Below are 25,191 nucleotides of genomic sequence, written 5' to 3' on the forward strand. Positions count from 1 at the left end.
GTGGTTTTTCTGTTTATCACACCAATTAGAGTACTAACGCTTTATACCGGAGTGACCGTACTTAAATACGCAAATCAGGTGCAAGTTACATCTTTAAATGGAGTTTGATATAATGAGAAAATAGGGTATTAGTGTAAGAAAGGTGGGCAAGCTAAGTGAATATAGATGTTGTAATAAAACGTTATGAGAAGAGGGTGTTGTTCGTGAAGAGATACACTCGTAAGAACAAACTTATTGCACTTATGAATGCAAAAGCTTCACTTGCGGTTGAAGGAATGCATCTCACTGCTTCAGAAGATAATTTAATTATGGAGAGATTAAACGGTAATTTGAAAAATAGTGAATTCCTAGCTCATGCAATGGAACTTGCAAGAAATGTATGAAGAAGGCAATTCAAAATACTGTTATCCGAATAGCAATGTATTAATAAATATACCTGGATTCAAAGAGCAACGACAATTAGATGCTTTTGATAGGGTAGTGACTTTAGATCGGTTAAGAATGTTACATCTAAAACCTTTAAAAGGTGATTATAACCGTGCTCATTTATGTGAGATTCATAGATTTCTCTTTCAAGACATTTATCCTTTTGCTGGTGTTTATCGTAATGAGGAGATAGGAAAAGACTCTTTTCGCTTCGCTAACGTGCAATTTTTAGAACCTGAAACAGATCGACTACTTCTGGAGCTTAAAGCTGAGAACTTGTTAAAGGATCTGAACTACAAAGTTTTCACAGAAAGAATAGCTTATTATTTGGCCGAATTGAATGTACTTCATCCTTTTAGAGAAGGAAACGGTCGAGCGCAGAGAGAGTTTATACGTGTATTAGCTACAGAATCAGGTTACCACCTTGATTTTACCGCCGTTGAGGCTGAAGAAATACTCAAAGCTATGATTCAATCTCCATATAATACTCAGAAATTGATTGAGGTTTTTAGAACCATTACGAAGAGAATAGATGAATAAAGTTTAGTTACTCGGGTGACAACAAAACTGAATAACACCAGAAGCTTATATGCAGTTAACTTCAACAGGAGTTTCATTAATAGTATAAGTTAAAGCCACCATTTTGGTATTATCCCCTTTAAGTAGACACTTAAAAAAACCTTCATGTTATCATGAGGGTTTAAGTGGCACTTGGAGGGGATATTTTTATGGCGAAAAAAGGACAAACATTTCAGAGATATACCGAAGAATTCAAATTGAATGCAGTTAGATCATATGTCGAAGGTTCTTCAAGTTACAAGGTGGTCGCTGAGCGCGAAGGGATTCGAAACTGTTCACAACTAAAGGTGTGGGTGAAAAAGTGGAAAAACGGGGAAGCGTTCGATGAGCGAAAAAACAACATCCCGAATCCACTGAAGGGACGCCCCCGCACAGCCTTTGGTAGTGTGGAGGAAGAACGAGATTATCTTCAAGCGCAGGTGGATTATTTAAAAAAGCGGTATCCAAATCTAGTAAAGGAGAAGCGCTGAGCCAACGGGAGAACTATGATATCCTAGATGAACTGCGCTGCTTGCATGGCATTACACGCCTATTAACGGTAGCAGGGATCCCTCGATCCAGTTACTACAAATGGCGAGCAACACAGCCGCAGCGAGACGCAAGACAAGACCGTGATCGTGAGATCAAAGAACACATGATGGCTATTCATTTTACAAACCGAGAGTTTGGTTATCCTCGCATGACAACGGCGTTGTGGGAAGCTGGTCTGAACGTCAATCACAAGAAAGTATGGCGATTGATGCGGGAACTATCGATCCAATCGGTGATTCGCAGGAAGCGAAAGAAGTCTTTCTATACGCCATCTGTCATCTATCCAAATCGCCTGAAGCGTAAATTCCATGCCACAGCACCTCAGCAAAAAATGGTGACGGATATTACGTATATTTCGGATGGAAGCACGTTTGTTTACCTATCCGTGATTCAAGACTTGTTCAACAACGAAATTGTAGCTTGGCAGTTGTCTAAACGGAACGATGTTCAGCTCGTATTGGATACGGTGGAACAATGGACACAAAAAAGAGACGTTTCGGAAGCCGTGCTCCATTCGGATCAGGGCTTCCAATATACGTCTCAGGCGTACAACACACGATTAGAAGCATTCGGCGTCAAGGGCAGCCACTCTCGCAAAGCAACCTGCCTGGATAACGCATGCATCGAATCCTTCTTTTCGCATCTCAAGACAGAGAAGCTGTACCTTAACCAGTGTAATTCAGAAGCAGAGATTCGACAAGCCGTGGAAGATTACATGTACAATTACAACTACCGACGATTTCAAGCCAAACTCAAACAGCGCGCACCGATTGAATATCGATGCGCACTGGCAGCATAGCTTTTTTCATCTGTCTACTTGACAGGGGTATGACCATTTGGTGGTCTTTTTTGTATCTTCTTTTTTATTTAAATTTGGATAATGTGAAGAACGGTTTTGAGCATTATTAGATAGGATGGTGTAAATAATAAGATTAAATACTTATCGCACCATAATACAATATTGAGAAGGAATCATTTTGTTGTAAAACTAATTTATGGATTTATATTTGGAATATTTTTATATAGAGGAATTTGCTTCAAAATTTGATAAGATAGTTAAGGTTTATTAATATTTTGTTTAAAATGGAGGATAATTTAATGGACGCATTTTTAGCTTGGGTTAACATAGATCAAGTAATTCCTAATCCAATGAATCCAAGGAGAGACCATTCTATAGAAACAGAGCAAATGCAAGAGATATTAAGGTCAAAGGGATGGGCTGAAGCTATAACATGCTATAAAAAGGGGCAGTATTACATAATACTATCAGGACATAGGAGATGGCATTCAGCTAGAAAAATGGGTGAAGTGGAAGTTCCTATATACATTGTTCAGGCTCCTGAGAGCGATGCGGAGGAGTTAGATCGTCTGGGCTCAATACAAGGTGGACAGGTAGATTGGACACCATACGAATGGGCGAAATATACTTTTGACGTGTGGGTTAATTCCGGTAATATTTCTTATGCTGAATTAGCGACCAAGCTAGGTGTTACTCAGAGCTTAGTTAGTTCTCGGATTCGCGTATATAACTTTTACCCGAGAAATGAAATAGAGGATAAATTATCAAATGGAATGTATTCTCTATCGATGCTGGATTATATTTATAAGTGGATTAAAAGGTTGGAAAAGTATCATTTTGATTTATTTCAGTCAATGGGTGAGGAACTTATCAGAAAGCAAATGCTAAAAAAATATGAGAACAAATGTTTTAATAGTAAAATTGCTAATGATAATACTTTTGTAACAAATGCATGTTCTCAAGATATTTTCAAGTTTCTTACAGATATTAACAAAAGACTACATGATTGCCAACTTGAAATAGAATTGTTGGGAGTTGAAAGTGACACAGATATTACTCAAAATAAGTTAAATGTTAAGGTAATTGCTGATGAAATTCGACTTATTGAGTGTCGGACGAAAAATGAAGCAGGTAAATTGATGGACCAACTTAACAAACTTTTAGCTGAAATTGATCTGAAAGAGAAACAATTGCTTGAGATATTAGATAATAATGAAAAATAAAATAAATATATTAAGGACGAAGTCAGTATGTACAAGATAAATTTGGTTTGGGTAAATATAGAAAATATTATTCCTAATCCTTTAAATCCTAGACAGGATTATTCAGCAAGAACTGAGGATATGCAAAGAATTATAAAAGAAAAAGGCTGGGAATCTGGAATAACATGTTATTTGAAGGAAACCAAGTACGTTATTTTATCTGGGCATAGAAGGTGGTATGCAGCTAAGAGATTGGGAATACATAAGATCCCAGTTATTTTGGTGAAGGAACCTCATTCAGAAGAGGAGGAACTCGAGAGACTTGGTTCGGTGCAAAGTGGAAAAGTTGATTGGAGTATGTATGAATGGGCCAAGTATACTTATGAAATGTGGATTATGTGGGATAAGTGCTCATTTCATGAGTTAGCAAAGAAGATGGGGGCTGACAGTAAACAAATTGCAGTAAGGATAAAAGTATTTCAATATTATCAACATTCTGAGATTGAAGAAAAGCTTGCGAGTGGTGTGTATACTCTATTTGCTTTATACTATTTAATAGGATGGCTAGAAAAACTTGAAAAATTCAAGACTGATTTAGTTCATAGATTTAATAAGGATCTAATAAGAACTACGATGTTACGAAAGATTGAGTTGGGACTTGTGACAGTTAATGACTTGAAAAATGAGATTCTCGTCCGTTCTTTAAGCGACGAGCAGGTTAAGTTATTTTTAGTGAATATGAAAATGAAGTTATCTGATGTATTGGAAGATAAAGCAATCGACAAGGAAGCGGGAAGCAGTAAACTGAAAACACATCAGGTTAAAATTAAAAATGCATTAGTTCAAATTAATAAAATTAGTGCTAATAACACCTATGAAGCAGGAGATTTACTGAATAATTTGAAAAAGCTGAAGGAAGAAGTTGTTTCTAAACGCAAACAACTAGAGGATCTTTAGTTTTTACTTCTGGATTTATCTTTATTTATAGTAGAAGGAGTCCTTAACGCGACATCAAAACTGTGACTACACCCGTAGAAGCTTATTTGCCTTTATCTTTGGACAGGGGGCGACGCTCCTAGCCTCCATTAGAGTGAAAAACCACCCACCAGCGTTTGAAGTGCCCCCCTAGAATAGACATCGGCTAAACCCTCTGGGTTTAGCCGATGAAATTCTAGGGGGGGCATTTTTTTATGGCGATTAAGTGACAAAAGTTTAAAACGTATTCGGAGAAGATAAAAAATGAGGCTATTCGTCTGCATACGGTTGAGGGGTGGACTTACCGAAAGATCAATGAACATCTGGGGATTCATGATCCAGGACGAGTGAAGCGCTGGATGCGAAAATATCGGGAACAAGGTGAGTTTAGACTGATGGATCAGCGAGGTCGACGTAAAGAATACTTGGATCAAGATCTCTATGTACAAAAACTGAAACGGGAGAATGAGTTGCTAAAAAAGTGCTTGGTAATCTGAAAGGAGGAAGCAAACAAGAAAGATTTCAGATCATAGAAAAAGTAGCGGCATATGGTGATATCCAGAAACTCTGTGATGTGTTTGGCGTGTCACGGAGTGGATTTTATGCCTATGTAAAACGTAAACGATTCGATCGCGATGCAAAGGCGAAGAACTAGGTGCTTCAAACATATCAACGATAAGGCAAATATGGTTATCGACAACTCCAGTTGTTCCTTTGGCAAGATCAAGGGATTCGGATGAACCACAAAAAGGTGCTCTGCCTGATGCAAATGCTCGGTATCCAATCTCGAATCCGTCGTAAACGACGCTCCAGCAGCTCGTATGCACCTGCGCAGCGAGTAGCAGAGAACGCTTGAAGCGAGACTTCAGTGCAGAAAAACCGAATCAGAAGTGGGTAACGGACATTACCCAGTATCGTGTGGGAGAGCGATGGATATATCTTTCAGCCATAAAGGATCTGTTTAATAACGAAATTGTGGCCTACGAAATAGGCGAACGCAACGACAATGAACTGGTGCTCCGCACATTCAGCAAGGCATTTGCGAAGCAAAAAGACGTGACCGGGCTAGTCGTTCACAGCGACCAGGGATTCCAGTACACGTCTCATGCTTACCACGACATGCTGCCAAAGGTTGGGGCCCGGATCAGCATGTCTCGCCGAGGTAATTGTTATGGCAATGCCTCGATGGAGAGTTTCTTCTCGCATCTCAAAACGGAAGGACTCTATCTTTATCATATCCCAACGCTTACCGAAGCACAAAGCAAAATCAAAAAATATATCCGTTTTTAAAACCGAAAACGGCCACAACGGAAACTGAAAAAACTGACGCCGGTAGAGTACCGACGCCAGTTTGCAACCTAGAGTATCTTTATAATGTCTACTAAATGGGTCTTGACCACATTCTGGTTGGTGGTTTTTCTGTTTATGATATAATCTTTGTAAAATAAGCTGATGTAGGCCCGATTTACTCTGTAATCTCCCAAAGGAGGCAAAAAAGCATGAGCGAAACGCAGCAACAGATCCGCGAGTTTGTTGCAGGGATACAAGCATATGTCTCACCAGTAAATGTGATTAATCCTTGGAGAGATTATGTGACGGGCTATGATATCGGCCCCGAAGCGGTAAAGATTCGTTGTGAACATTTGGTCAGGTATTTGGAACCACGAATGTCCAAGGCTCGGTACATTTTTATTGCTGAAGCCGTGGGATATCAAGGGGCGAGGTTCTCCGGCGTACCCTTGACGTCCGAGCGAATGGTTACCGGGAATCACTCGCTGGTGAATAACCAGATGATTTTTTCAGGTGATCCGGGTGTTCGAACAAGCTTGCCCAATATCGCAAAACCTAACCGGAGTCAGGCACTATATGGATTCGCAGAACCGACAGCATCCATTATATGGGGCGAAGTGTTATCCAGTTCAAGGTGGAAACCAACGGACTTTATATTTTGGAACATCTATCCCTGTCATCCTTATCAATCTTCTGAAAACCGGATGACAAATCGAACGCCGACTTTGGCAGAGTTGGAGGATGGTGTTTTATTCGCCAGAAAGCTTATGCAACTGAATCCTGATGCTCAGATCGTGGCTATTGGCAGAAAGTCAGCAGACACGTTAAGCTCCCATCTCATTAAACATCACCATGTTCCTCATCCTGCAAATGGAAGGGCAGTACAATTCCAAAAAGCAGTAAGGTCAATGATCTAGCCCATTTTGAACTGAAGGAATGTAAGGCTGATATATGAACTCCTTATCGTTCAAGTGCCCGCACATAACGTAATGCCCTAACATATAAAGATTGGTTGGTGAAGCTAAATGAGTGAAAAATACTGGCTTGTGGTGCAATATCCACTGAAGAGCGCGCAGGGTAGCAAACGAGATCATTGGTTGAAGGAAAAGGTGATGGAATATCTGGAAACCGTTCTGACCCAGGCGGATTTGGGGGAGGTCGATGGATGTGATCTGGGTAGCCGTGTGGCTGATCCTAAGGAATATGTAATGAACATTTTCTGTGTGGTAACGGACGAAGATCGGAGCATAGCGCTAATTAAAAAAGTGCTGAGGGAGAGTCGGCTGGATTACACCCGCATCCAAATCGCTACGATGCCATACGGCATAGAAGGAAGCTACACGCTGAAATATGCCTCCAAAAAAGGCGTTACCGAGTTCTCGCTTTGATCACGATTCGCTGTTTCTTACCATAACGAACGGTACTGTTCCTGCCCGGGGGCGGTTTGCCTCCGACAATTTTCCCACTTAAATTCATTATACGAGAAAACGATGATTGGATCTCCCGCTTAACCACTCGATCAACACACTGTCAGTAGCAAGAATTATGCTCGTACATATCGTAATTTTTGCTCAGAAGTATGCGTATCTCAAGCTAGATGTGTATCAGCGTCTTTTGTGTATTAAGATCCTTCGTTTCCTTCGCTTCACGCCCATCCGGCACAAACTCCAACTTATTATCTGTATCTCGAACATATTATAAAGCGTACTCCTTGCGGTTCCATTTACGGGGGCCTCCACACGCAGCATTCACCCAACATTCACAACAATCCAGATCCCCAAAGCCTCATTCTACTTCACTCAGTCAAGCCATCCCCAAGCGATAAAAAGAGTTGAGCCTCCTCCATACACGGTCCTATAATATACAATTGTATAAAATCCGAGATAGTGGTGGGTGTCACAACAGGTCATCCGATCCCAACCGTTAAACTCATCACACCTCGGAACCAAAGGAGGTTTACAGTGCAAAACAGAGCAAAGGATGCAACAACAGAGGTAGCAGAAGTAGCAGAAGCGGCAGAAGAAGATGCAACGATTGAAGCGAAAGCAACAGCAAAAGAAACAGTCCAATCAGATGCCGAGACCAATGCAGAAGTAAACGCAAATACAAAAGCGAACACCAGTGCAATGAAGAACAATTGGACTCCCCGTTTCAAAGAGTTCATTCGACGCAAGCCCAAGACGCTGGCTTTTAAAATCCCGTTTGCCTACTTTGTCATTATTCTGCTAACGGTGGCGTTCAGTGCGTTGGTGTTGAATCGAATCTCGGAAAGTGACGCGCAGCGAAAGATCAATGAAGCATCATTGCAGACGATAACATCCATTGAGACCAACGTTAATCTGATGATCGAGAACGTGAACAATTATTCGAAAATGATTTTCTCCGATCCCAACTTGCAGAACCTGCTGCGGCAGGGCAACGTGTATTCCAATTTACAAACACAGTCCAAGGTCAGCGCTTATTTGACCAATCTTATGCAAGCGGTTCCAATTATTGATTCAGTATATATTTACGATAATTCGGGGCACCGATTCTCGGTTGGTACACAGGAATGGCCTACGTTTATGGAAGCAAATGTGAAGGAAGCGCCATGGTACGAACAGGCATTGAAGCACAACGGACGATATCTGCTCAGGCTGAATGGTGGCAATAACGACAGTGGGGTCTCGACGACGGGGGAGAATGATGGGCAAGACGTGGTTTCGTTTATTCGCCTCATCCGGGATTTGGATGATACGTCTCCGCTTGGATTTTTGGTCATGAACATCAAGGGCAAATCCATTGCTCAGGCCTATGCCAACCTGTCTGCACCGGATTCATTTCAGGTCGCCATTCTGGATGAGCATCAGCGGGTGATCGCAACCAATGCAACCGATGGAAAGAAGGCCGTGCCTGCTGTATCCGACGCATCCATGTCTTCGGCTTCTGGACAGGAAGGGATGCACGAGATGTTAGAGGCCAATCAGGCCAAGTTAAAACAAACATTTCAAGAGCAATCCTCCGGCTTCATCACCTTGCAATCGGGTGGTCAGGAATATGCGGTGACCTATCGTTCGGCTGGTGATGATCAGTGGAAATTCATCAGCATGAGCCCATACCGGGCTACCGATACCCGTAATAAATCCATGGTGCTGCTTGCGCTAATATTACTCGCAGTGAACGGGACTGTCTTTTTTGTCAGTTCATTCATCATCTCGCGCAGTGTCATCAAGCCGATTCACAAGCTGCTTCGTGCCATGCAAAAAGCGTCAAGCGGCAACTTCCGCAAAGTGACGGTTGAGCTGAACAGCTACGAGTTCGCACAGCTATATGGCGGATACAACCAGATGATTGAGCAGATTGAGCAGATGCTGAAACGCATCATTCAGGAGCAGCAAACGATCCGCCGAGCAGAGCTGAATACACTTCAGGCGCAGATCAAGCCGCATTTTCTATACAACACACTTGATTCTATTACCTCCCTGGCTATGTCGGGCATGAACGATAAGGTATGTGAGTTGCTAGAAGCGCTTGGAAGTTACTATCGGCTGAGTGTCAGCAAAGGCCGTGAACTAATTACGCTGCACGAAGAGGTTGAGATTGTACGCAATTATCTGACGATCCAGCAGGTACGATACCCCGGTGTATTTGAGGTGCAGTACGATATTGCTCCAGATTGTGAGCGCGTGATGATTCCCAAGCTTGTGCTCCAGCCGTTGGTGGAAAATTCGCTGTATCACGGTATTCGTCCCAAAGGCAGCCCAGGCACGATACGCATTCAAGCTTGTCGATCCAAGGAGGGAGTAGTTCTAACGATCACTGACGACGGAGTCGGCATGTCCGAGGAAGAAGTGAAGCAGATTCAACGAACAGAAATGAACAGGTCTAATCGCTCGAACTCATCTAACCCATCTAACTCTTCTAATCCTACCTATAACGCTAAACACAATCCAAGCTTTGGCTTATGGGGGACGATGGAGCGACTTCGCATTTTTTATGACAGAGAAGATGGACTCAAGCTGCAGAGCGAGGTTGGAAAAGGAACAACCATTATCATAACGATCCCGAAGGGAGCCGATGAATCATGGAACTAACTGTGGAACCATTAAAGGTATTGATTGTGGATGATGAGTACCTCATCCGAAATCTGCTGCGCATGCGTATCGATTGGGAGCAGCAAGGCATGACCATCATTGGCGAGGCCTCCGATGCTGAAGAGGCTTTGAACCAGGTTGAGCTGTTGCGTCCAGACATCGTGTTCACGGACATATACATGCCAAAGATGGACGGCATTGAACTGAGCGGCATCCTTATGGAGCGTTACCCAAACATAAAGATCGTGGTTGTGACGGGACATGATGAATTTGAGTATGCTCGTCAGAGTGTGAAGCTGGGCATATCCGATTTTATTTTGAAACCCATCCGTGCTTCTGAATTATTACAAGTTACGGCGAAGCTGCGAGCGGCGATCGAGCAGGAGATGGGGCGTGAGTACGAGCTGATGAAACTGCGGGAGGAGATGAAGCAGAGCCTGCCTTATCTCAGGGAGAGGTTTGTAAATCAATGGTTAAGTGACGTGATACCTGAGGATGAACTACAAGAGAAGGCGCGTTTCTTTGACATTCCTATCTCGTCTGGTGAACCAGGATCACGCATCGCAGTAATGGAGGTGGAGGTTGCTGTACCGCAAGCGAAGATAGCTGCACCAGAGGTATATCCACATCTGTCCGAACCATATCACCAAACACCCCAAACATACCAAGTAAAACGAGGGCCTCAGCAACAACAACATCAACACGTTCAGCCCCAATTAAGCCAGCATCAGACAGAAGCTGATCCACATACTGCCGAGGAAATACATATTCTGCTGCGAATGGTAGGGATGAAGCAGGTGCAGGTTTTTTATCCGGAGGATTCGCAAACGATTATCGTCATGGACCCGCATAACCGGATAGTTGTGCTCTCACTTGGTGCGGATACGGAATTTGCCGTTCAGGTACAGCAGCTTCAGGAAGAACTTCAACATACGCTTAAGCTCGAAGGGTGTGAAGTTGATGTGACCGTAGGGATTGGGCAATGGCAATCAGGATGGGGAAGGGCCTGTGTGGGATACCGGGAAGCTTGTCGTGCACTTGATTATCAGGCGTTTGTGGGAAAAAATCAGGTCATTTGCTTCGAGGATCTGGTCATCGAAGGCGGGAAAAGGCCCTACCACTCGGATGCTCAGCTGCTCCAACAACTGCAATTTTACGTCAGTGTTGGTGCGGGGGAAGAAGCCGTATTGTTGCTGGAGCGTATGCTGTCTCTGCCGTTTTCGGACGTTTCACAGTTTCGGATGGCAGCCATGGACGTGGTTACGGAGTGCCAGCGTGCTGCCATAGAGCAGCAGATTGAGGGAGAGCACGCATTGAACAAAGAGGCCGTTGCGGCCATTTTTACAGCAGATCATTTGCCCGAACTAAAAAGCATGCTGGAGCAGCATGTCCGCACCGTATCGGATGTCATACAAGCCAAGCGACAGGCCAAGGAAGGCAATCTGATCGACCGGGTGATCGCTTATCTTGAAGAGAATATGGGCAATCCGGAAGTGGGGCTTTCCAGCACCGCGGCTGCTTTTTACGTAAGTTCGGGCCATCTGGGGCGGCTGATGAAAAAAGAAACCGGGCAGACATTTGTGGAATATCTGACCCAACTCCGCATGAAGAAGGCTGAAACGCTGCTGAAACAGACGGATATGAAAGGATATGAGATTGGGGAGCAGGTAGGCATCCCGGACCCACACTATTTCAGCGTCTTGTTCAAAAAACATATTGGCCGATCCATGAATGAGTATCGGAATGTAAAAACCTGAAAAACGAGAATGCAAAAGGGGGAGTGTGGGGGAGTGCAGAGAAGGTTTGAGCGTAAACTCACTTCCACTTCCAGTTCCATATATGTTCGAATATTACAAATCGATGCCTGTTTTCTAAATGGAGAACAAAGCACAGTTTGCCTAAAATATGGGCTAGAACCAACTAAAACGCATAGGGAGGTCCATAGAGATGAAAGCGCTAATAAAAAAATCAGCAAGTCTAATTCTGACTCTGGGAATTGTAAGCAGTCTGGCGGCATGTTCATCCGGTTCGTCCGGTGGTACACAGGGGGAAAGTAATGGCAAGATCAAGCTGACGCTATGGGATCAATCGGTTGGCAATACCGATCCTTCGGCCAAGCTGCTGCCCGAGATTGTTGAGAAATGGAACAGCGAGCATCCGGACATCCAGGTTGAACGTACGGGCACGACAGGAGAACAGTATAAAACCAAAGTCAAAACATCGATTGCGGCTGGTGAAGCGCCAGACCTGTTCTATGGCATGGGTGGCGGCAGCTTCATGCAGCCATACATCAAATCCGGCAATGTGCTGGAAATCTCAAGTTACCTGACAGACGATATCAAAGAACGAATGGGGCCGGGTATGGCGGAGGCCATCAATATGGACGGCAAAATCTACACATTGCCCGTGTATACCCATATCGCCAACCTTTACGTGAATACGGAATTGTTCGAGCAGGCGGGTGCCAAGATTCCGACCACATATAACGAACTGCTGGATGCAGTCACCAAGCTGAAAGCGGCAGGAATTACCCCGGCTGTGATTGGAGAGAAGGATCGCTGGCCGGGCATGTACTGGTACGACATTATTGCGATGCGTCAGGCAGGCAATGCTGCGGTGATGGAAGCCTTTAAAGATCCGTCGAAGTGGGATTCGCCCGATTTTGTTGCCGCTGCCACCAAAATGCAGCAGCTTGCGCAAGCAGGAGCGTTCAACAGCAGCATGTTCAGCATGAGCTATGACGAGATGCTTGGGGCATTTAATGCAGGCAACGGGGCGATGATGTTCCAGGCCAACTGGGTGAATGCAGGAATTGAGGACCCCTCCTCCGCAGTCAAAGGAAAAGTGAAAGTGATTCCGTTCCCGGTATTTGAAGATGGCAAAGGCACAAATACCGAAATCTTCGGCGGAGCCGTCGATGGTTTCTACATCAACCAGAATACCAAGCATTCGAAGGAAGCCGTGGAATTCCTCATGTATCTGAGCGAGCAGCTTGGTACACAAGGTTTCCTGGCTGGAGCCGGCCTGCCAAGCTGGAAAACAGATGCACTCGACACGTCCAGCCTGTCCTCCCTAGATTTGTCTGCGGCAGATATTATGAAAACGGCGACCTCATTCATCGCGTGGTGGGATAACATTCTGCCAGCGGAGTCTGCCGAAGCGCACAAAAACTTGATTGCCCAGCTGCTTGCCGGCGATGTAACACCGGAGGAGTTCTGCAAACAGATGGCACAGCTCAAACCAACAGAGCTAAGTCTATAGAAAACAGGTAGGCAGCTATACGTGCTTGTAAGCTTAAATGCTTACAGACCCTAGGTCCTTACACTACAAGTCTTTGCAAATTACCTGTGAATATCTTGCGCATAGACCTTGTGAGCTTGCCAAGCTGAAGCCTGCTAACAATGAAGATGAACCCAAACAAGGCGTGGTCCGGAATATCCCGGTCACGCCTTTGAGAGGAGAACAACAATGAACTCTGTATTTTCCAATAAAGGTACGATAGCCGTCTTTGTACTGCCCACACTGATTCTCTTCTGCGGCATTGTGCTCATTCCGATCTTTGTCTCCAGTTATTACAGTCTGCTGGATTGGAACGGCGTAGGCAGGGGTACATTTATCGGCCTGGACAACTATGTAGAGATGTTTAATGATACCCGTGTGCTGAATTCAATCAAGAACTCCCTGTTATTCGCAGGTGCTTCGGTGTTCATTCAACTGCCGATCTCGCTGGTGCTCGCACTGATTCTGGCGTCCAACGTCAAGGGGGAAGGTTTCTACCGGACCGTATATTTCATCCCGGTGTTGATCTCAACGGTGGTTATTGCCCAGTTGTGGTCAAAAATCTACAATGCCGATTACGGCCTGCTGAACGTGCTGCTGCAAAGTATCGGTTTATCCAGCCTGGCGCAGGACTGGCTGGGGCAGAAGGACACCGCGCTGGCGGCATCTTTTATTCCAACCTTGTGGCAGTACGTGGGGTATCACATGTTGCTGATGTATGCAGGAGCAAAGTCCGTGTCTCAGGATGTGCTCGAAGCTGCTCGAATGGATGGTGCTTCCCGTGTTCGGACGGCGTGGTCCATTATGATCCCGCTGATGAAGCCAATTTTGAAGGTAAGCCTTGTTTTTTCGGTCATCGGCGCATTCAAGGTGTTTGACCTGATCTATGTGCTAACGGGCGGCGGGCCATTTTATACCACTGAAGTGCCAAGCACGCTGATGTACGCTACCATTTTTGATACGTTCCGGTACGGATATGGCAGTGCGATCTCGGTCTTTATTATTGTGGAGTGTCTGGTGTGTACGATCCTCATTAATTCATTGTTCAAAACGGAGTAGAGGGAGGCATAAGGCATGAGTACCGTAGAAGTCATGTTGCAAAAAAAGCCCAAGCCGAGGTCCATCTCCGGACCGATCGGGAAAGTGTTCCTGCAAGCGTTTCTGATCCTCGTTGCGATTGTGCAGATTTACCCGCTCATCTGGCTGGCGCTGTTTTCCCTGAAGGATAATAGTGAGATCTTCAGCGGTGATGTAGCCGGGTTGCCCAAAGCGTTTCTGTGGAGCAACTACACCAAAGCAATGTCCGACGGCCATGTGCTGACCTATTTTATGAATAGTGTGCTGGTTACTGCGGCCTCCATTGTCTTGGTACTGATCCTGTCCTCCATGACGGGATACGCAATCACAAGAATGAACTGGAAGCTCAGCGGGTTGACGATGACGATTATTTTGCTGGGCATGATGGTGCCGATTCATGCGGCGCTGCTGCCATTGTTTATTATTTTGAAGAATCTGAGCCTGCTCAACAGTTACTGGTCTCTGATCATTCCTTATGTGGCATTTGGCATTCCGATGGCTGTATTCATTCTGGGCAGTTTTTTCAAAGGTATCCCAAGAGAGATGGAGGAGTCGGCGGTTATCGACGGCTGCGGCATATACCGGACGTTTTTCTCCATTATCCTGCCTCTGGTAACCCCGGCTATATCAACGGTAGCCATCTTCACATTTCTGTCATGCTGGAATGAGCTGATGTTTGCAGTTACGTTTATCAATAACACGGCTTACCAGACGTTGACGGTGGGTATGATGTCGATGGTGGGAACGTACATTACGCAATGGGGTATCATTGGTGCTGGACTGATGATTACGACAGTGCCAACGGTGGTCATCTATCTGCTGCTGAACAAACAGGTGCAGAAGAGTATGATCGCAGGTGCAATCAAAGGTTAGCTGGAGGCTGGACTGGAGGGCGTGGCGGTAGAAGGGCTTGCTGCTCGTGCGCTGTACTCTCTTTCTGGTGGATATCGGCTTGATTTGGGATTTCTCAAGGTGTGATCTCTGGACTAGACCGGAGCCTGTGGTCATGGAATAATAAGGGGGTATGTAGTAGGCAGTTGCAGAGAGGGGTCATTATTTATGGTCAATATCGCGATGGTAGAGCAGGAGTCAGTTCGGAAAAAAGTTGTGGCGTTCACGTTTGATGATGGGCCGCATCCGGTGTATACACCTCAAGTGCTTGAGATATTCCGCCGTGCGGGTGGGCAGGCGACGTTTTTCATGATTGGCCAAGAGATGGAGACTCACCCGGAGATTGCGGTGGAGGTGCATCGTGAAGGGCATGAGATTGCCAACCATACGTACACGCATCCAGATCTGACCAAGTTGACACTGGAGGAAGCCGGGGAGGAGCTGCAACGCGCAGAAAATCTTGTTCAAGAAGTTACGGGGCAACCTGCCCGCTGCTTCCGCCCGCCGTATTTTGGCGTAAACGATGATATACTGTCTCTGGCGGCGGAGCGTGGATATCGGACGATTGGTGCGGTGAACGGTGATGCGAGGGATTGGGACAATCCCGGTGTTGAGCACATTCTGGAGCATACCCGGTCTGCGGTGAAACCTGGCAGCGTGCTCATATTCCATGACGGGTACGGGGATCGTTCCCAGACGGTGGAGGCGGTTCGTGTGCTGGTGGAGGAACTGGTCGCGGAAGGGTACCGTTTGGTGACGGTGAGTGAGTTGTTAGACATTTCTCGTGAGCATGATGAAAAGACGACATAATCAAGAGGACCCATCATTCTTTGAATGACAGGGTCTTTTTTTAATATATATAATACATAGGAAGAATGAAGCGGGAGCACAAACTTTGCTTGCCCTCTCAAACTACTTTATAATAATAGGCTAAACTAGATTATGTCAGGAGGAAACAATGGACTTTATCAGAAATCAACTAGAAGAACTCGGCATGAGTGGACCCTCCATTGGCTATCTTTCAAACATCATTATGATTATTTTTATAGCAGTGATCTCGATATTGGCAAATGTGATTGCTAAGCGAGTGGTACTGAAGACGGTTCATCGTATCGTAAGTAACAACCGTTTCAAGTGGGGCCATATTGTGGTTCAGAAAAATTTATTTCAGAAGCTGTCGCATCTTGTGCCAGCCATTATAATCTATTATTCTGCTTATATTTTCTCGCCCTATCAGGCCATAATTGAAAAATCAGCAATGACCTATATGATTGTCATCATGATTACGGTTCTGAATGCTCTGCTGAATGTCTTCGATGATATCTATCGTACCTATGAGGTGTCGAAGATTCGCCCAATCAAGAGTTACATTCAGGTAGCCAAGATTGTCCTGTTCATTATCGGGGGTATTATCGTCATCTCCAGCCTAATCGGACAGAACCCGCTCATTATCCTCAGTGGACTTGGGGCGTTATCGGCGGTATTAATGCTCGTATTCAAAGACTCGATCCTGGGCCTCGTGGCGGGTGTACAGCTATCGTCGAACGATATGGTGCGCGTTGGTGACTGGATCGAGATGCCAAAGTATAATGCGGACGGTGATGTCATCGACATTACACTGAACACGGTAAAGGTTATGAATTTTGATAAAACGATTACGATGATTCCAAGCTATGCCCTCATTTCGGATTCGTTCCGTAACTGGAGAGGCATGCAGGTGTCCGGCGGCAGAAGGATTAAGCGGAGTATCTATATTGATATCAGCAGTATCCGTTTTTGTACGGAAGAGATGGTGGCTGAATTTGAGAAAATCCACTACCTGACTGATTATGTCACGGCAAAATTAAAGGAAATTCAAGCATACAATATGGAGCACGAGGTGAATACCGAAAGCAACGTGAACGGCAGACAACTGACAAATGTCGGTGTATTCCGGGAATATATCCATCAATATTTGAGGAATCATCCAAAAATCAATAAAGATATGACGATGATTGTGCGACAATTAGCACCGGAAGATCGCGGGCTGCCTCTGGAAATCTATGCATTCAGCAATGATATCAACTGGGGTGTATATGAGAACGTTCAGGCGGATATCTTTGACCATATCTTCGCGGTGGCGTCAACATTTGGACTACGGGCCTTCCAGAATCCAACCGGACATGACATTGTGCAACTGAAAGAGGATAAGCAATATGTGCGAGAGTACTAAGAAGATTTATTAAAATAGATGTGACGGCCACCATATTGGTGGTCGTTTTTACGTTTGGATGCCCTCCAATTCGGCCATTGGTGAGAACACGTCGAGTGTTGGTAAGTTGGCTAATTTTTAAAATCACAGGAACACATCCAAATGTTTTATTTATGAGATTGACGGTCAGTTCATGGGATAGGGTTCAGTGCAACATAACAAAAAAGAATGTCTGCAAAAACTAGTAGACAATATGTATTTCTTTACATTATAATCTAATTAATTCCATATTTTGAAAGGAGTGATTTGGAGCTTTTTCTGATCAGGCGTGTCTATGAACGAGGGAAAAGCATGAAGTCTCTTTGGCGTGCTAACTTTTCAAAAGAAATGGAGGGAGAATGAAATGAAGAAAACATTGTATTCTGCAATTATGGTGACGCTTTTATCAGGATCGATTGTGGGTACGGCCTTGGCGGATAATTACGAGTCGAATGACACGTTAAGCACCGCGTATAAAATCCCAACGCAAACGGTGGCCACTCCCTACGGTCCGGCTTACTGGGGTGGAAGTGCTTGGTCTTATCTATCATCCCCGACAGATGTAGACTACTTTACATTCAGAGGGCATGGCAAATCTGTCGTGCTGGGTTCTCCTTCCGGCTATGATTACGATTTGTACGCCTATGACAGCGCTGGAAATTTGGTTGCTTCTTCTACGAATACGTCAGGAGCGGATACGGTTCTTGTCGACTACAATAATGTATATTTTAAAGTGGTAAGCAAGGATGGACGTTACAGCGATACAGATGCTTACAGCGTAACCTTTTATAAAAGGGATGTCTGGGTGCCGTGACCAGCTGGTGAGAGTAAAATAACGTTAGGTATCGTAGACTTTAATGCTTACGTCTCATGAATAGGAACTCTACCGCCTCAATGAGGTAGTAGAGTTTTATTTATTCAAGCCAATGGTCTGGAAGAATGGGTTACCATGTCCCCCACTTGAGTTCATTGGAAAATTTAATGGAGGTGAGTGCCGTGGCACGCGTATTAGTTGTGATGATGCCTGCAGAAGGGCATATCAATCCGTCGCTCGGGTTAATCAAGGAGTTGATAGAGAGCGGAGATGAGGTCGTCTATTGTTGTACTGAAAAATACCGGACGAAGATTGAAGCGTTAGGTGCTCAATTTAAAGCTTACTCCTTCAACGAGGCAACCCTGCTCAACAATCCCAATATGAAGCCATTTGAAATCAAGCATCCGTACCAATTCTTATATATGATTTTGAAAAAAATAATTCAACGGTTTATTCCGGATGTTCTGAATCTGATCGAAAATGAAACCTATGACTATTTAATTTTTGATTCCTTAATCGGCTGGGGCGGACAAATTTTGGGCGAAAAGCTGGGGATACCCACGATCTGCTCGACCAGTACCTTTGTTTTTGTAGAGCCTCTCGGGTCAGGTAATCATAATCTGAAGGATGACAATGAGGAGGTCCAGGAGCTATATAACGGTATTATGGAAATGTCTCAACAATTAGCTTCCCGGTTCAATGTGGTTGCGCCTTCTCTGGTGGAACTTTCAGGGCATCCAGGACAACTGAAGATTGTCTATACAAGCCGCTATTTTCAACCCATGGGGGACAAGCTGGACGACAGCTTTGTGTTCACCGGCCCATCCATTATCCCACGCAAGGATGCGCCAGCTTTTGCAAATGAATCTCTGTATGCTCTTTACAAACAGGCAGTTTATATTTCGATGGGAACCATTTTAAATAAGGATCTTGATTTTTATAAGCTTTGCTTCACGGCCTTTCGTAATTTGCCTGTGCAGTTTATATTATCTTCTGGGAAGGATACCGATATAGAGCCCATTGCTGATCTCATTCCTGACAATTTCATCATAAGACCCTATGTCCCTCAACTGGAAGTGTTGCAGTGTGTAGATGCTTTTCTGACACATGCAGGTATGAACAGTGCAAGTGAGGCTTTGTATTACAATGTACCGTTGATCATGCTCCCGTTAACCTCGGATCAGCCTCGTGTAGCAGGCCGGATACAGGAGTTGGGAGCAGGGGTCATCGTGGACAAAAATAACCTTACACCTGATGTGCTTAGAAACGCAGTATTAGAAGTGCTAGGTAATGCCTCCTACAAGGAGCATGCTGAGGTTATTGGGAAAACGTTACGCGATGCTGGCGGGTATAAGCATGCTGCTATGGCCATTAAGAACTTTATAGGCAATCAGCCGTTATCGGCCACGCCGATCTCTTCTTTTGAGTGAAAAGGAGACTGCCTTTCATGAGAGCAAGACGAGAAAGCCATCACCCGCCTAAAACGGAGTGGTGGCTTCCAATTGATTCAAGCGCATATGGAGGGGTAGATAAACGGAGAGGGGCATTATTTTTACCATATTGTTCGTATACCTTTTGCAAAGGAGAGTCTTCAGATGAATCATCGAATTCCGGAATATACATTGAACGATGGCTTGAAAGTGCCTGCAATTGGATTTGGTACCTATAGTTTAAAAGGTGAAGAAGGGGTTAAATCGATCGCGTCCGCAATGGATGCGGGTTATCGATTAATTGATACGGCGTATAACTATGAGAATGAGGCAACGGTGGGCAGAGCAATCAAACAAAGCTCCATCGCCAGAGAAGAACTGCTCATTTCCTCTAAGCTGCCGGGGCGTTATCACGCTCATGATAACGCACTTGTGGCGATTCAGGAATCCCTGTACAGAGCGGATCTGGATTATTATGACCTGTATCTAATTCACTGGCCCAATCCGAAGAAGGACATGTATGTCGAGGCATGGCAATCGCTGATCGAAGCCAAAAAGCGTGGATATATCCGATCCATTGGAGTCAGCAACTTCCTGCCTGAGCACAATGAACGGCTGATTAAGGAAACGGGGATAGCGCCGAGTCTGAATCAGATTGAGCTGCATCCATTCTTCGACCAAGCCGATCAGCGGGAACAGGATACGAAGCATGGCATCGTGAACGAATCCTGGAGTCCGATTGGACGTGGCAATGATGCTGTACAGGATATTCTGAAGGATGAGAACATTCTTCGGATTGCGGAAACACATGGCAAAACGCCAACTCAGATCATTCTGCGCTGGCATGTTCAGCTAGGTTCCATTCCCATTCCGAAAGCTGGCTCCTTGCAGCATCAGCAGGAAAATATCGATATATTCGATTTTGAGTTGAGCACAGAAGAGATGCAGGTCATCTCTGCATTTAATCGTCCGGATGGACGGTTGTGGGATCAGGACCCAAGCGAGTACGAAGAATTTTAAAGAACGACGTATCCGACGGCTAAGTTGGTTGCTCTATAATCTACCATCGGTGATCAGAAACCCCTGTGAATAAACATGGTAAAGCCTTCTGGCTCTACCGATGATATTCCGGGGTGTTTTTGATACCTAGGGATGGCAGTCTGGTAAAAAGAAAAAGAGTGCCCTTGTCAGCCATGACAAGAAGCACCCATAATATGAACGGCTATGCTACATATTCACCGAAAAATGCCGGCTACACTCTCGGAATCCGGAAGGTCAGAATCTCATACGGTTTGATATCAAAAGAAATTCGACCATTTTCCACGGCGCATTCCGCTTCGTTGTTCTCGAGCAAATCACATGCGTACGCCGTAGCACCTGCTCCCTCAGGCAATTGCAGGGAAGCACGACTGCGGCGGCCATGTGCTTCGTAGACTCGGATGATCATATCATCGTTGTTCTCGGCTTTTTTGATAACCTCCAGCACGACATTGTCCTGATCGACCGATGCGAGTGACCATGTTCCCGGCAACGTACCGGTTTGCGATGCAATCTCACGGGCAACCAGCGGACGGTTGAGATCATAAGCGGCTTGGATGACACGTCCCTCACGGAAGTCGCCCTGATGCGGATAGAGCGCGTAGGTGAATACGTGCTGCTCTTTGTCGGCATTTTCATTCGGGTACGTTGCGCTCTTGATCAGTGACAGTCGCATCACCGAGTTATGAATATCATATCCGTATTTGCAGTCGTTCAGCAGAGCAGCACCGTACCCGTTCTCCGCCAGATCGGCCCACTTCTGCCCGCATACTTCAAACCGGGCTTGATCCCAGCTCGTATTACGGTGGGTAGCACGCTCAACGTTGCCGTACTGGATTTCGTAGACGGCCTTTTCACTCCAGATATCCAGCGGGAATGCGGCTTTCATCAGCAAATGCTCTTGCTTCCAGTCCACAAACGTACGGAAATCAATCCGGCGTGTATGCGCATAGAAGATGATCGTCTGCTCAATGACCGAGTCCAGGAACTGTCGCTTCACTTGAAGCACGGAACGTACTGGCCCACTTTCAACCCACTCCATCGACTGCAGGTCATTAATCTCCCACATATGCTGTTCATAATAATCGTCAATGTTCCATGCCTCGTATTCCGCAGGTCGATCCTCGAACACTTGCAACACGTTACCGCGCTTGCCAGACTGAAGCAGCTCACGGCCCTCCAGCTTGTCCCATACGGATGTGAATTCGGCACTTTCATTCAGGTGAATATCGTACCAAGGTGTATGGATGTGGCGCCGATCTGCTTCCCACTGTGCAACCGATACGCCCGCAACAAGCTCGCCTGTCAGATCCGGTGTAATTCGGAAGGATTTATACCCGGATGCAGGCACGTTTTCTGCAAGGAATACAAGTCCGCCTTCGGGAGTCCGCTGGCTTGGTACAGGGCGATCTCCATCATAAACGGTCACTTTTCTCGCAAAAGCAGGCAGTTCAACCACATCCGTCCGTACAAATCCGGTCGTGTTAAATACTACAATGGCTTCGCCATCAGACGTAATTTGGCTTGCAATGCCGTTCAGTGCAATGTCTTTCAGCTCATCCGTGACACGCAGAACTTCTTCATATTGCTCTTTGGAATCCACATATACCTGCTCAATGGAGCTACCCGGGAGAATATCATGGAACTGGTTCAGCATCGTCAGCTTCCATGCATGCTCCAGTGCATCGGTTGGATAGGCCGCCTGTGCATTCGAATGACGATGAATCATGGCATACAGCTCGGCATCAGCCAGTGCAAATTCGCTATGACGGTTGTACCGTTTGTTACGCGCCATGGACGTGTAGGTACCCCGGTGATACTCCAGATACAGCTCACCCGACCAGCGAGGAACGGAAGGAACATCCGCCAGATTTTGCTCCAGCTTCTCGAAAAACTCGCGTACAAAGGTACGTTTCACCGTGGGTACACCCGGCAATCCAATATCAAGTCGTCTGCCATGCTCCAGCATCTCTTCGGTTGGTCCACCGCCGCCATCTCCGAATCCGAAACATTGCAGGACATCTGTATTGATGTTTTTGTTCTGGTATCGCTGCCACGTGCCTTTTACTTGCGAAGCATTAAACCGACCATTATAGGTCGTTTCGAATCGGCGCTGCCTGAAATCGGGATGTTTGTCATAGTCTGTTGCTGTGATGAAATGGGTCAGGACCTCTGATCCGTCGATTCCTTTCCAGTACATCGTATCGTTTGGAATCTGGTTGGTATCATTCCAGGCAATTTTGGTTGTCATAAAATAATCAATGCCGCTCTTGCGCATAATCTGCGGCATCGCTGCACTATAACCAAATACATCCGGTAACCAGAGCACACGGTTCTCCACGCCGAATTCTTCCTTGAAGAAACGTTTCCCGTAGATAATCTGACGGATCATGGATTCACCCGAAATCAGGTTACAATCGGCTTCCAGCCACATGGAACCTTCCGCTTCCCAGCGGCCTTCGGCCACCTTTTCTTTGATTTTCTCATATAGGGATGGGTAGTCTGCTTTCAGGTATGCATACAGCTGGGGCTGAGAGGACATGAAGGTATACTCTGGGAACTTGTCCATCAAGTAGAGTACACTCGCAAAGCTGCGAATGACCTTCTCCCGAGTCTGATCCAGCGTCCACAGCCATGCCACATCAATATGCGTGTGTCCGATACAGTGCACGGTAGGGATGTGATCACCGGCAGGGCGGATATCACCATAGACATGATCTTGCAGATATCGGCGCGCTTCCAGCACCGACGCATGGAATTCTGCACTGTTTTCCTGACGCAAATCCAGCAAATTCACGGCTTTATTCAGATGTTCGACTAACTTCAGCCGCTCCAGATCATCCTCACGCAGCAGATCTGCAGCATCGAGTGCAGCCTTAAGATCGTAATATAGATCTGTGACAGGCTGATGATGCTCAGCGATATATACATTGAGAAAGACATCGGCTGCCGAAGTACTACAGTACGCATATAAAGCCAGTTCGAATTCTTCACCTTTTGCCGCAGCAGGTGTCAGGTCAATCTCTGTATGGTTAACATCCAGACCACAGATCAATTCCCCATTGAGGAATGCCAGGAATTGCGGATTATCGTAATTCCAGATGTCATCAGCACCAGTAACGATGGCACAAACGACCTTTTTTCCTTCCATATGATCCGGAATTTGAATTCGGGTTTTGAAGCAGCTGTGTACATCTTTGCCACCCCAGCCATCACCCTTACGGAATACGTTCCAGGAGGAAGGGTCCTCATGCACCAGTTCCCAGGAGTGGTAACCACTTTCTTTATGATAAAGCTCAGGGATATATGTTTTTGAGGTCAGTCGTGCACGTTCCAAGTGTTTCACAATGGTATGGATCCGAGTATACAAGGAATTCATTTTCATGTTGGTTTCCCACCTTGGTTTGTAGTAAGTACAGGCTGTAGTCGTTGTTGGAGTTATAATACTGCAAGCGCTAACATATCAACTCTATCATAACAAAAGAGAAATGGGCGAAACTACGTATTGTATGCTGAAAATAACGTATTTTTATTGCATTTCATGCTAAAATAAACTCATTAGAATCGGGATAGGGGGCATGTCCATGACACCATCGGTTTTGGCATACGAGCAGGGATATGTGATCCATGTGAACGAGCCTGGAGATTCACTTTTTTATCATCTGGATTATGACGAACGTTCCCATGAACTGAATATGGAGTTTCAGCATTTCCACGATTTCTATGAAATCTGTATTCTTCTGGATCGTACGGCTGCGCATATCATTGAAGGCAGTTTGTACGAGATTCAGCCGTATGATATCGTTCTGCTGAGACCCTCTTTACTGCACAAAACGCAATATCCCAAGGGAGTGCCACCCAAACGCTTGATGATCACCTTTGCCATGCCACGGAATACACCCGGTCTTGAGAGCGGTTACACAGAACTGTTTTCGATCTTTGATGAATCAATTCCGATATTCCGATTTACAGAAGAAAAGCGCCAGGCGGTAATGGCTCCTTTAAACGAAATCTTTTTCTTATCGCAGAATCCCTCCGCACTTCATTCGGTTGCAATTCATAGCAAATTCGTTGAGTTTCTCTGTACAATCCATCGATACTCAGCGGAGAATAGCTACGTTCGTGAAGAGACAGGTTCGTCTATGTCGCAGCGGATGTATGCCATTGCTTCGTATATTCACAGCCATTATCAGAACGAGTTGTCCCTTGAGGAGATCTCCAAACGGTTTTTCGTGAGTGCCCATCATCTATCCCGTCAGTTTAACAAAGTCACAGGTTTTACGTTTACCGAGTATATTCAGATGACCCGAATACGTAACGCCCAACAAATGCTCCTGAACTCTAACCAAAAAATCACCGAAATTGCAGCACAGTGTGGCTTCGCCAGCTTCTCTCAATTCAATCGCATTTTCAATAAACTGAATGGCATGTCACCGAGTGCATATCGCCGTAGCAGACATTCACAGAGCGAGCGTGAACTGATATCTTTGGGTAGTCCTGAGCGCTGATTGAAGACAGAGATAATCTGGGGATGTCAGTGTAGATGTGTTGCATAAA

The 25,191-nt window shown here is 45.4% G+C and carries 23 protein-coding genes; 22 read left to right on the plus strand and 1 reads right to left on the minus strand.

Going from position 1 to position 25,191, the window contains the following annotated elements:
* The first annotated feature begins 155 nt into the window (after positions 1-155).
* From BS614_RS04380 to BS614_RS04475, 21 genes are all read left to right on the plus strand, one after another.
* Positions 156-383 carry a hypothetical protein gene (locus BS614_RS04380; protein WP_074093042.1) on the plus strand — a complete coding sequence of 76 codons (228 nt, stop codon included), beginning with the start codon at positions 156-158 and terminating at the stop codon, positions 381-383.
* On the plus strand, positions 376-966 hold the full coding sequence (locus tag BS614_RS04385) for a Fic/DOC family protein (RefSeq protein ID WP_084174392.1): 591 nt from the start codon (positions 376-378) through the stop codon (positions 964-966). Before BS614_RS04380 ends, BS614_RS04385 begins: the two co-directional genes overlap by 8 nt.
* A gap of 188 nt (positions 967-1,154) precedes the next feature.
* A complete protein-coding gene (locus BS614_RS04390; protein ID WP_074093044.1) occupies positions 1,155-1,475 on the plus strand; it encodes a transposase in 321 nt (106 codons plus the stop codon).
* Between the two features lie 20 nt (positions 1,476-1,495).
* Positions 1,496-2,335, plus strand: a complete 840-nt coding sequence (locus BS614_RS04395; protein ID WP_244898324.1) for an IS3 family transposase — start codon at positions 1,496-1,498, stop codon at positions 2,333-2,335.
* Between the two features lie 299 nt (positions 2,336-2,634).
* Positions 2,635-3,558 carry a ParB/RepB/Spo0J family partition protein gene (locus tag BS614_RS04400; RefSeq protein ID WP_074093046.1) on the plus strand — a complete coding sequence of 308 codons (924 nt, stop codon included), beginning with the start codon at positions 2,635-2,637 and terminating at the stop codon, positions 3,556-3,558.
* A 27-nt stretch (positions 3,559-3,585) separates the two neighbouring features.
* The gene (locus BS614_RS04405; RefSeq protein WP_074093047.1) at positions 3,586-4,494 is read left to right on the plus strand and encodes a ParB/RepB/Spo0J family partition protein; all 909 of its coding nucleotides are present in this window, start codon (positions 3,586-3,588) and stop codon (positions 4,492-4,494) included.
* Between the two features lie 341 nt (positions 4,495-4,835).
* The gene (locus BS614_RS32530; RefSeq protein WP_425320275.1) at positions 4,836-5,009 is read left to right on the plus strand and encodes a hypothetical protein; all 174 of its coding nucleotides are present in this window, start codon (positions 4,836-4,838) and stop codon (positions 5,007-5,009) included.
* 239 nt (positions 5,010-5,248) lie between these two features.
* Positions 5,249-5,368 (plus strand): hypothetical protein, encoded by a 120-nt coding sequence (locus BS614_RS32535; protein ID WP_425320268.1) that lies wholly within the window; start codon positions 5,249-5,251, stop codon positions 5,366-5,368.
* Positions 5,365-5,802, plus strand: coding sequence for an IS3 family transposase (locus BS614_RS31380; protein WP_157116020.1), 438 nt, complete (start codon positions 5,365-5,367; stop codon positions 5,800-5,802). The genes BS614_RS32535 and BS614_RS31380 overlap by 4 nt, the downstream gene beginning before the upstream one ends.
* Before the next feature lie 209 nt (positions 5,803-6,011).
* Entirely contained in the window at positions 6,012-6,719 is a 708-nt protein-coding gene (locus BS614_RS04420) for a uracil-DNA glycosylase (protein WP_074093048.1), read from the plus strand.
* Positions 6,720-6,827: 108 nt separating this feature from the next.
* A complete protein-coding gene (locus tag BS614_RS04425) occupies positions 6,828-7,190 on the plus strand; it encodes a hypothetical protein (protein WP_074093049.1) in 363 nt (120 codons plus the stop codon).
* 573 nt (positions 7,191-7,763) lie between these two features.
* Positions 7,764-9,875, plus strand: a complete 2,112-nt coding sequence (locus BS614_RS04430) for a cache domain-containing sensor histidine kinase (protein ID WP_244898262.1) — start codon at positions 7,764-7,766, stop codon at positions 9,873-9,875.
* A complete protein-coding gene (locus BS614_RS04435; protein WP_074093050.1) occupies positions 9,866-11,632 on the plus strand; it encodes a response regulator transcription factor in 1,767 nt (588 codons plus the stop codon). The genes BS614_RS04430 and BS614_RS04435 overlap by 10 nt, the downstream gene beginning before the upstream one ends.
* A 190-nt stretch (positions 11,633-11,822) precedes the next feature.
* Positions 11,823-13,136, plus strand: a complete 1,314-nt coding sequence (locus tag BS614_RS04440) for an extracellular solute-binding protein (protein WP_074093051.1) — start codon at positions 11,823-11,825, stop codon at positions 13,134-13,136.
* Between the two features lie 207 nt (positions 13,137-13,343).
* Complete coding sequence (locus BS614_RS04445) at positions 13,344-14,213, plus strand: carbohydrate ABC transporter permease (protein WP_074093052.1); 870 nt, start codon at positions 13,344-13,346, stop codon at positions 14,211-14,213.
* Between the two features lie 15 nt (positions 14,214-14,228).
* On the plus strand, positions 14,229-15,104 hold the full coding sequence (locus BS614_RS04450; protein ID WP_017691224.1) for a carbohydrate ABC transporter permease: 876 nt from the start codon (positions 14,229-14,231) through the stop codon (positions 15,102-15,104).
* A gap of 186 nt (positions 15,105-15,290) precedes the next feature.
* On the plus strand, positions 15,291-15,932 hold the full coding sequence (locus tag BS614_RS04455; RefSeq protein ID WP_074093053.1) for a polysaccharide deacetylase family protein: 642 nt from the start codon (positions 15,291-15,293) through the stop codon (positions 15,930-15,932).
* A gap of 148 nt (positions 15,933-16,080) precedes the next feature.
* A complete protein-coding gene (locus BS614_RS04460) occupies positions 16,081-17,334 on the plus strand; it encodes a mechanosensitive ion channel family protein (RefSeq protein ID WP_047841472.1) in 1,254 nt (417 codons plus the stop codon).
* Between the two features lie 382 nt (positions 17,335-17,716).
* Entirely contained in the window at positions 17,717-18,166 is a 450-nt protein-coding gene (locus BS614_RS04465) for a hypothetical protein (RefSeq protein WP_074093054.1), read from the plus strand.
* A gap of 182 nt (positions 18,167-18,348) precedes the next feature.
* Entirely contained in the window at positions 18,349-19,596 is a 1,248-nt protein-coding gene (locus tag BS614_RS04470; RefSeq protein WP_074093055.1) for a macrolide family glycosyltransferase, read from the plus strand.
* A gap of 165 nt (positions 19,597-19,761) precedes the next feature.
* A complete protein-coding gene (locus tag BS614_RS04475; protein ID WP_074093056.1) occupies positions 19,762-20,616 on the plus strand; it encodes an aldo/keto reductase in 855 nt (284 codons plus the stop codon).
* 232 nt (positions 20,617-20,848) lie between these two features.
* Here the strand turns inward: BS614_RS04475 and BS614_RS04480 are convergent, their stop codons facing one another.
* Positions 20,849-24,019, minus strand: coding sequence for an alpha-mannosidase (locus BS614_RS04480; protein WP_084174394.1), 3,171 nt, complete (start codon positions 24,017-24,019; stop codon positions 20,849-20,851).
* A 199-nt stretch (positions 24,020-24,218) separates the two neighbouring features.
* Here BS614_RS04480 and BS614_RS04485 point away from each other — a divergent pair, with 199 nt between their 5' ends.
* Positions 24,219-25,142: a helix-turn-helix domain-containing protein gene (locus BS614_RS04485; protein ID WP_074093057.1), complete on the plus strand. Its 924-nt coding sequence runs from the start codon at positions 24,219-24,221 to the stop codon at positions 25,140-25,142.
* The last annotated feature ends 49 nt before the right edge of the window (positions 25,143-25,191 follow it).

The organism is Paenibacillus xylanexedens, from assembly GCF_001908275.1.
In the GTDB taxonomy this organism is placed as follows: Bacteria; Bacillota; Bacilli; order Paenibacillales; family Paenibacillaceae; genus Paenibacillus; species Paenibacillus xylanexedens_A.

What these genes read in the sequence shown, in the direction of transcription:
- BS614_RS04385 (WP_084174392.1), top strand. Translation starts at nt 376, where the DNA reads ATGTATGAAGAAGGCAATTCAAAATACTGTTATCCGAATAGCAATGTA.
- BS614_RS04390 (WP_074093044.1), top strand. Translation starts at nt 1,155, where the DNA reads ATGGCGAAAAAAGGACAAACATTTCAGAGATATACCGAAGAATTCAAA.
- BS614_RS04400 (WP_074093046.1), top strand. Translation starts at nt 2,635, where the DNA reads ATGGACGCATTTTTAGCTTGGGTTAACATAGATCAAGTAATTCCTAAT.
- BS614_RS04405 (WP_074093047.1), top strand. Translation starts at nt 3,586, where the DNA reads ATGTACAAGATAAATTTGGTTTGGGTAAATATAGAAAATATTATTCCT.
- BS614_RS32535 (WP_425320268.1), top strand. Translation starts at nt 5,249, where the DNA reads ATGAACCACAAAAAGGTGCTCTGCCTGATGCAAATGCTCGGTATCCAA.
- BS614_RS04420 (WP_074093048.1), top strand. Translation starts at nt 6,012, where the DNA reads ATGAGCGAAACGCAGCAACAGATCCGCGAGTTTGTTGCAGGGATACAA.
- BS614_RS04425 (WP_074093049.1), top strand. Translation starts at nt 6,828, where the DNA reads ATGAGTGAAAAATACTGGCTTGTGGTGCAATATCCACTGAAGAGCGCG.
- BS614_RS04435 (WP_074093050.1), top strand. Translation starts at nt 9,866, where the DNA reads ATGGAACTAACTGTGGAACCATTAAAGGTATTGATTGTGGATGATGAG.
- BS614_RS04440 (WP_074093051.1), top strand. Translation starts at nt 11,823, where the DNA reads ATGAAAGCGCTAATAAAAAAATCAGCAAGTCTAATTCTGACTCTGGGA.
- BS614_RS04445 (WP_074093052.1), top strand. Translation starts at nt 13,344, where the DNA reads ATGAACTCTGTATTTTCCAATAAAGGTACGATAGCCGTCTTTGTACTG.
- BS614_RS04450 (WP_017691224.1), top strand. Translation starts at nt 14,229, where the DNA reads ATGAGTACCGTAGAAGTCATGTTGCAAAAAAAGCCCAAGCCGAGGTCC.
- BS614_RS04455 (WP_074093053.1), top strand. Translation starts at nt 15,291, where the DNA reads ATGGTCAATATCGCGATGGTAGAGCAGGAGTCAGTTCGGAAAAAAGTT.
- BS614_RS04460 (WP_047841472.1), top strand. Translation starts at nt 16,081, where the DNA reads ATGGACTTTATCAGAAATCAACTAGAAGAACTCGGCATGAGTGGACCC.
- BS614_RS04465 (WP_074093054.1), top strand. Translation starts at nt 17,717, where the DNA reads ATGAAGAAAACATTGTATTCTGCAATTATGGTGACGCTTTTATCAGGA.
- BS614_RS04475 (WP_074093056.1), top strand. Translation starts at nt 19,762, where the DNA reads ATGAATCATCGAATTCCGGAATATACATTGAACGATGGCTTGAAAGTG.
- BS614_RS04480 (WP_084174394.1), bottom strand. Translation starts at nt 24,019, where the DNA reads ATGAAAATGAATTCCTTGTATACTCGGATCCATACCATTGTGAAACAC.
- BS614_RS04485 (WP_074093057.1), top strand. Translation starts at nt 24,219, where the DNA reads ATGACACCATCGGTTTTGGCATACGAGCAGGGATATGTGATCCATGTG.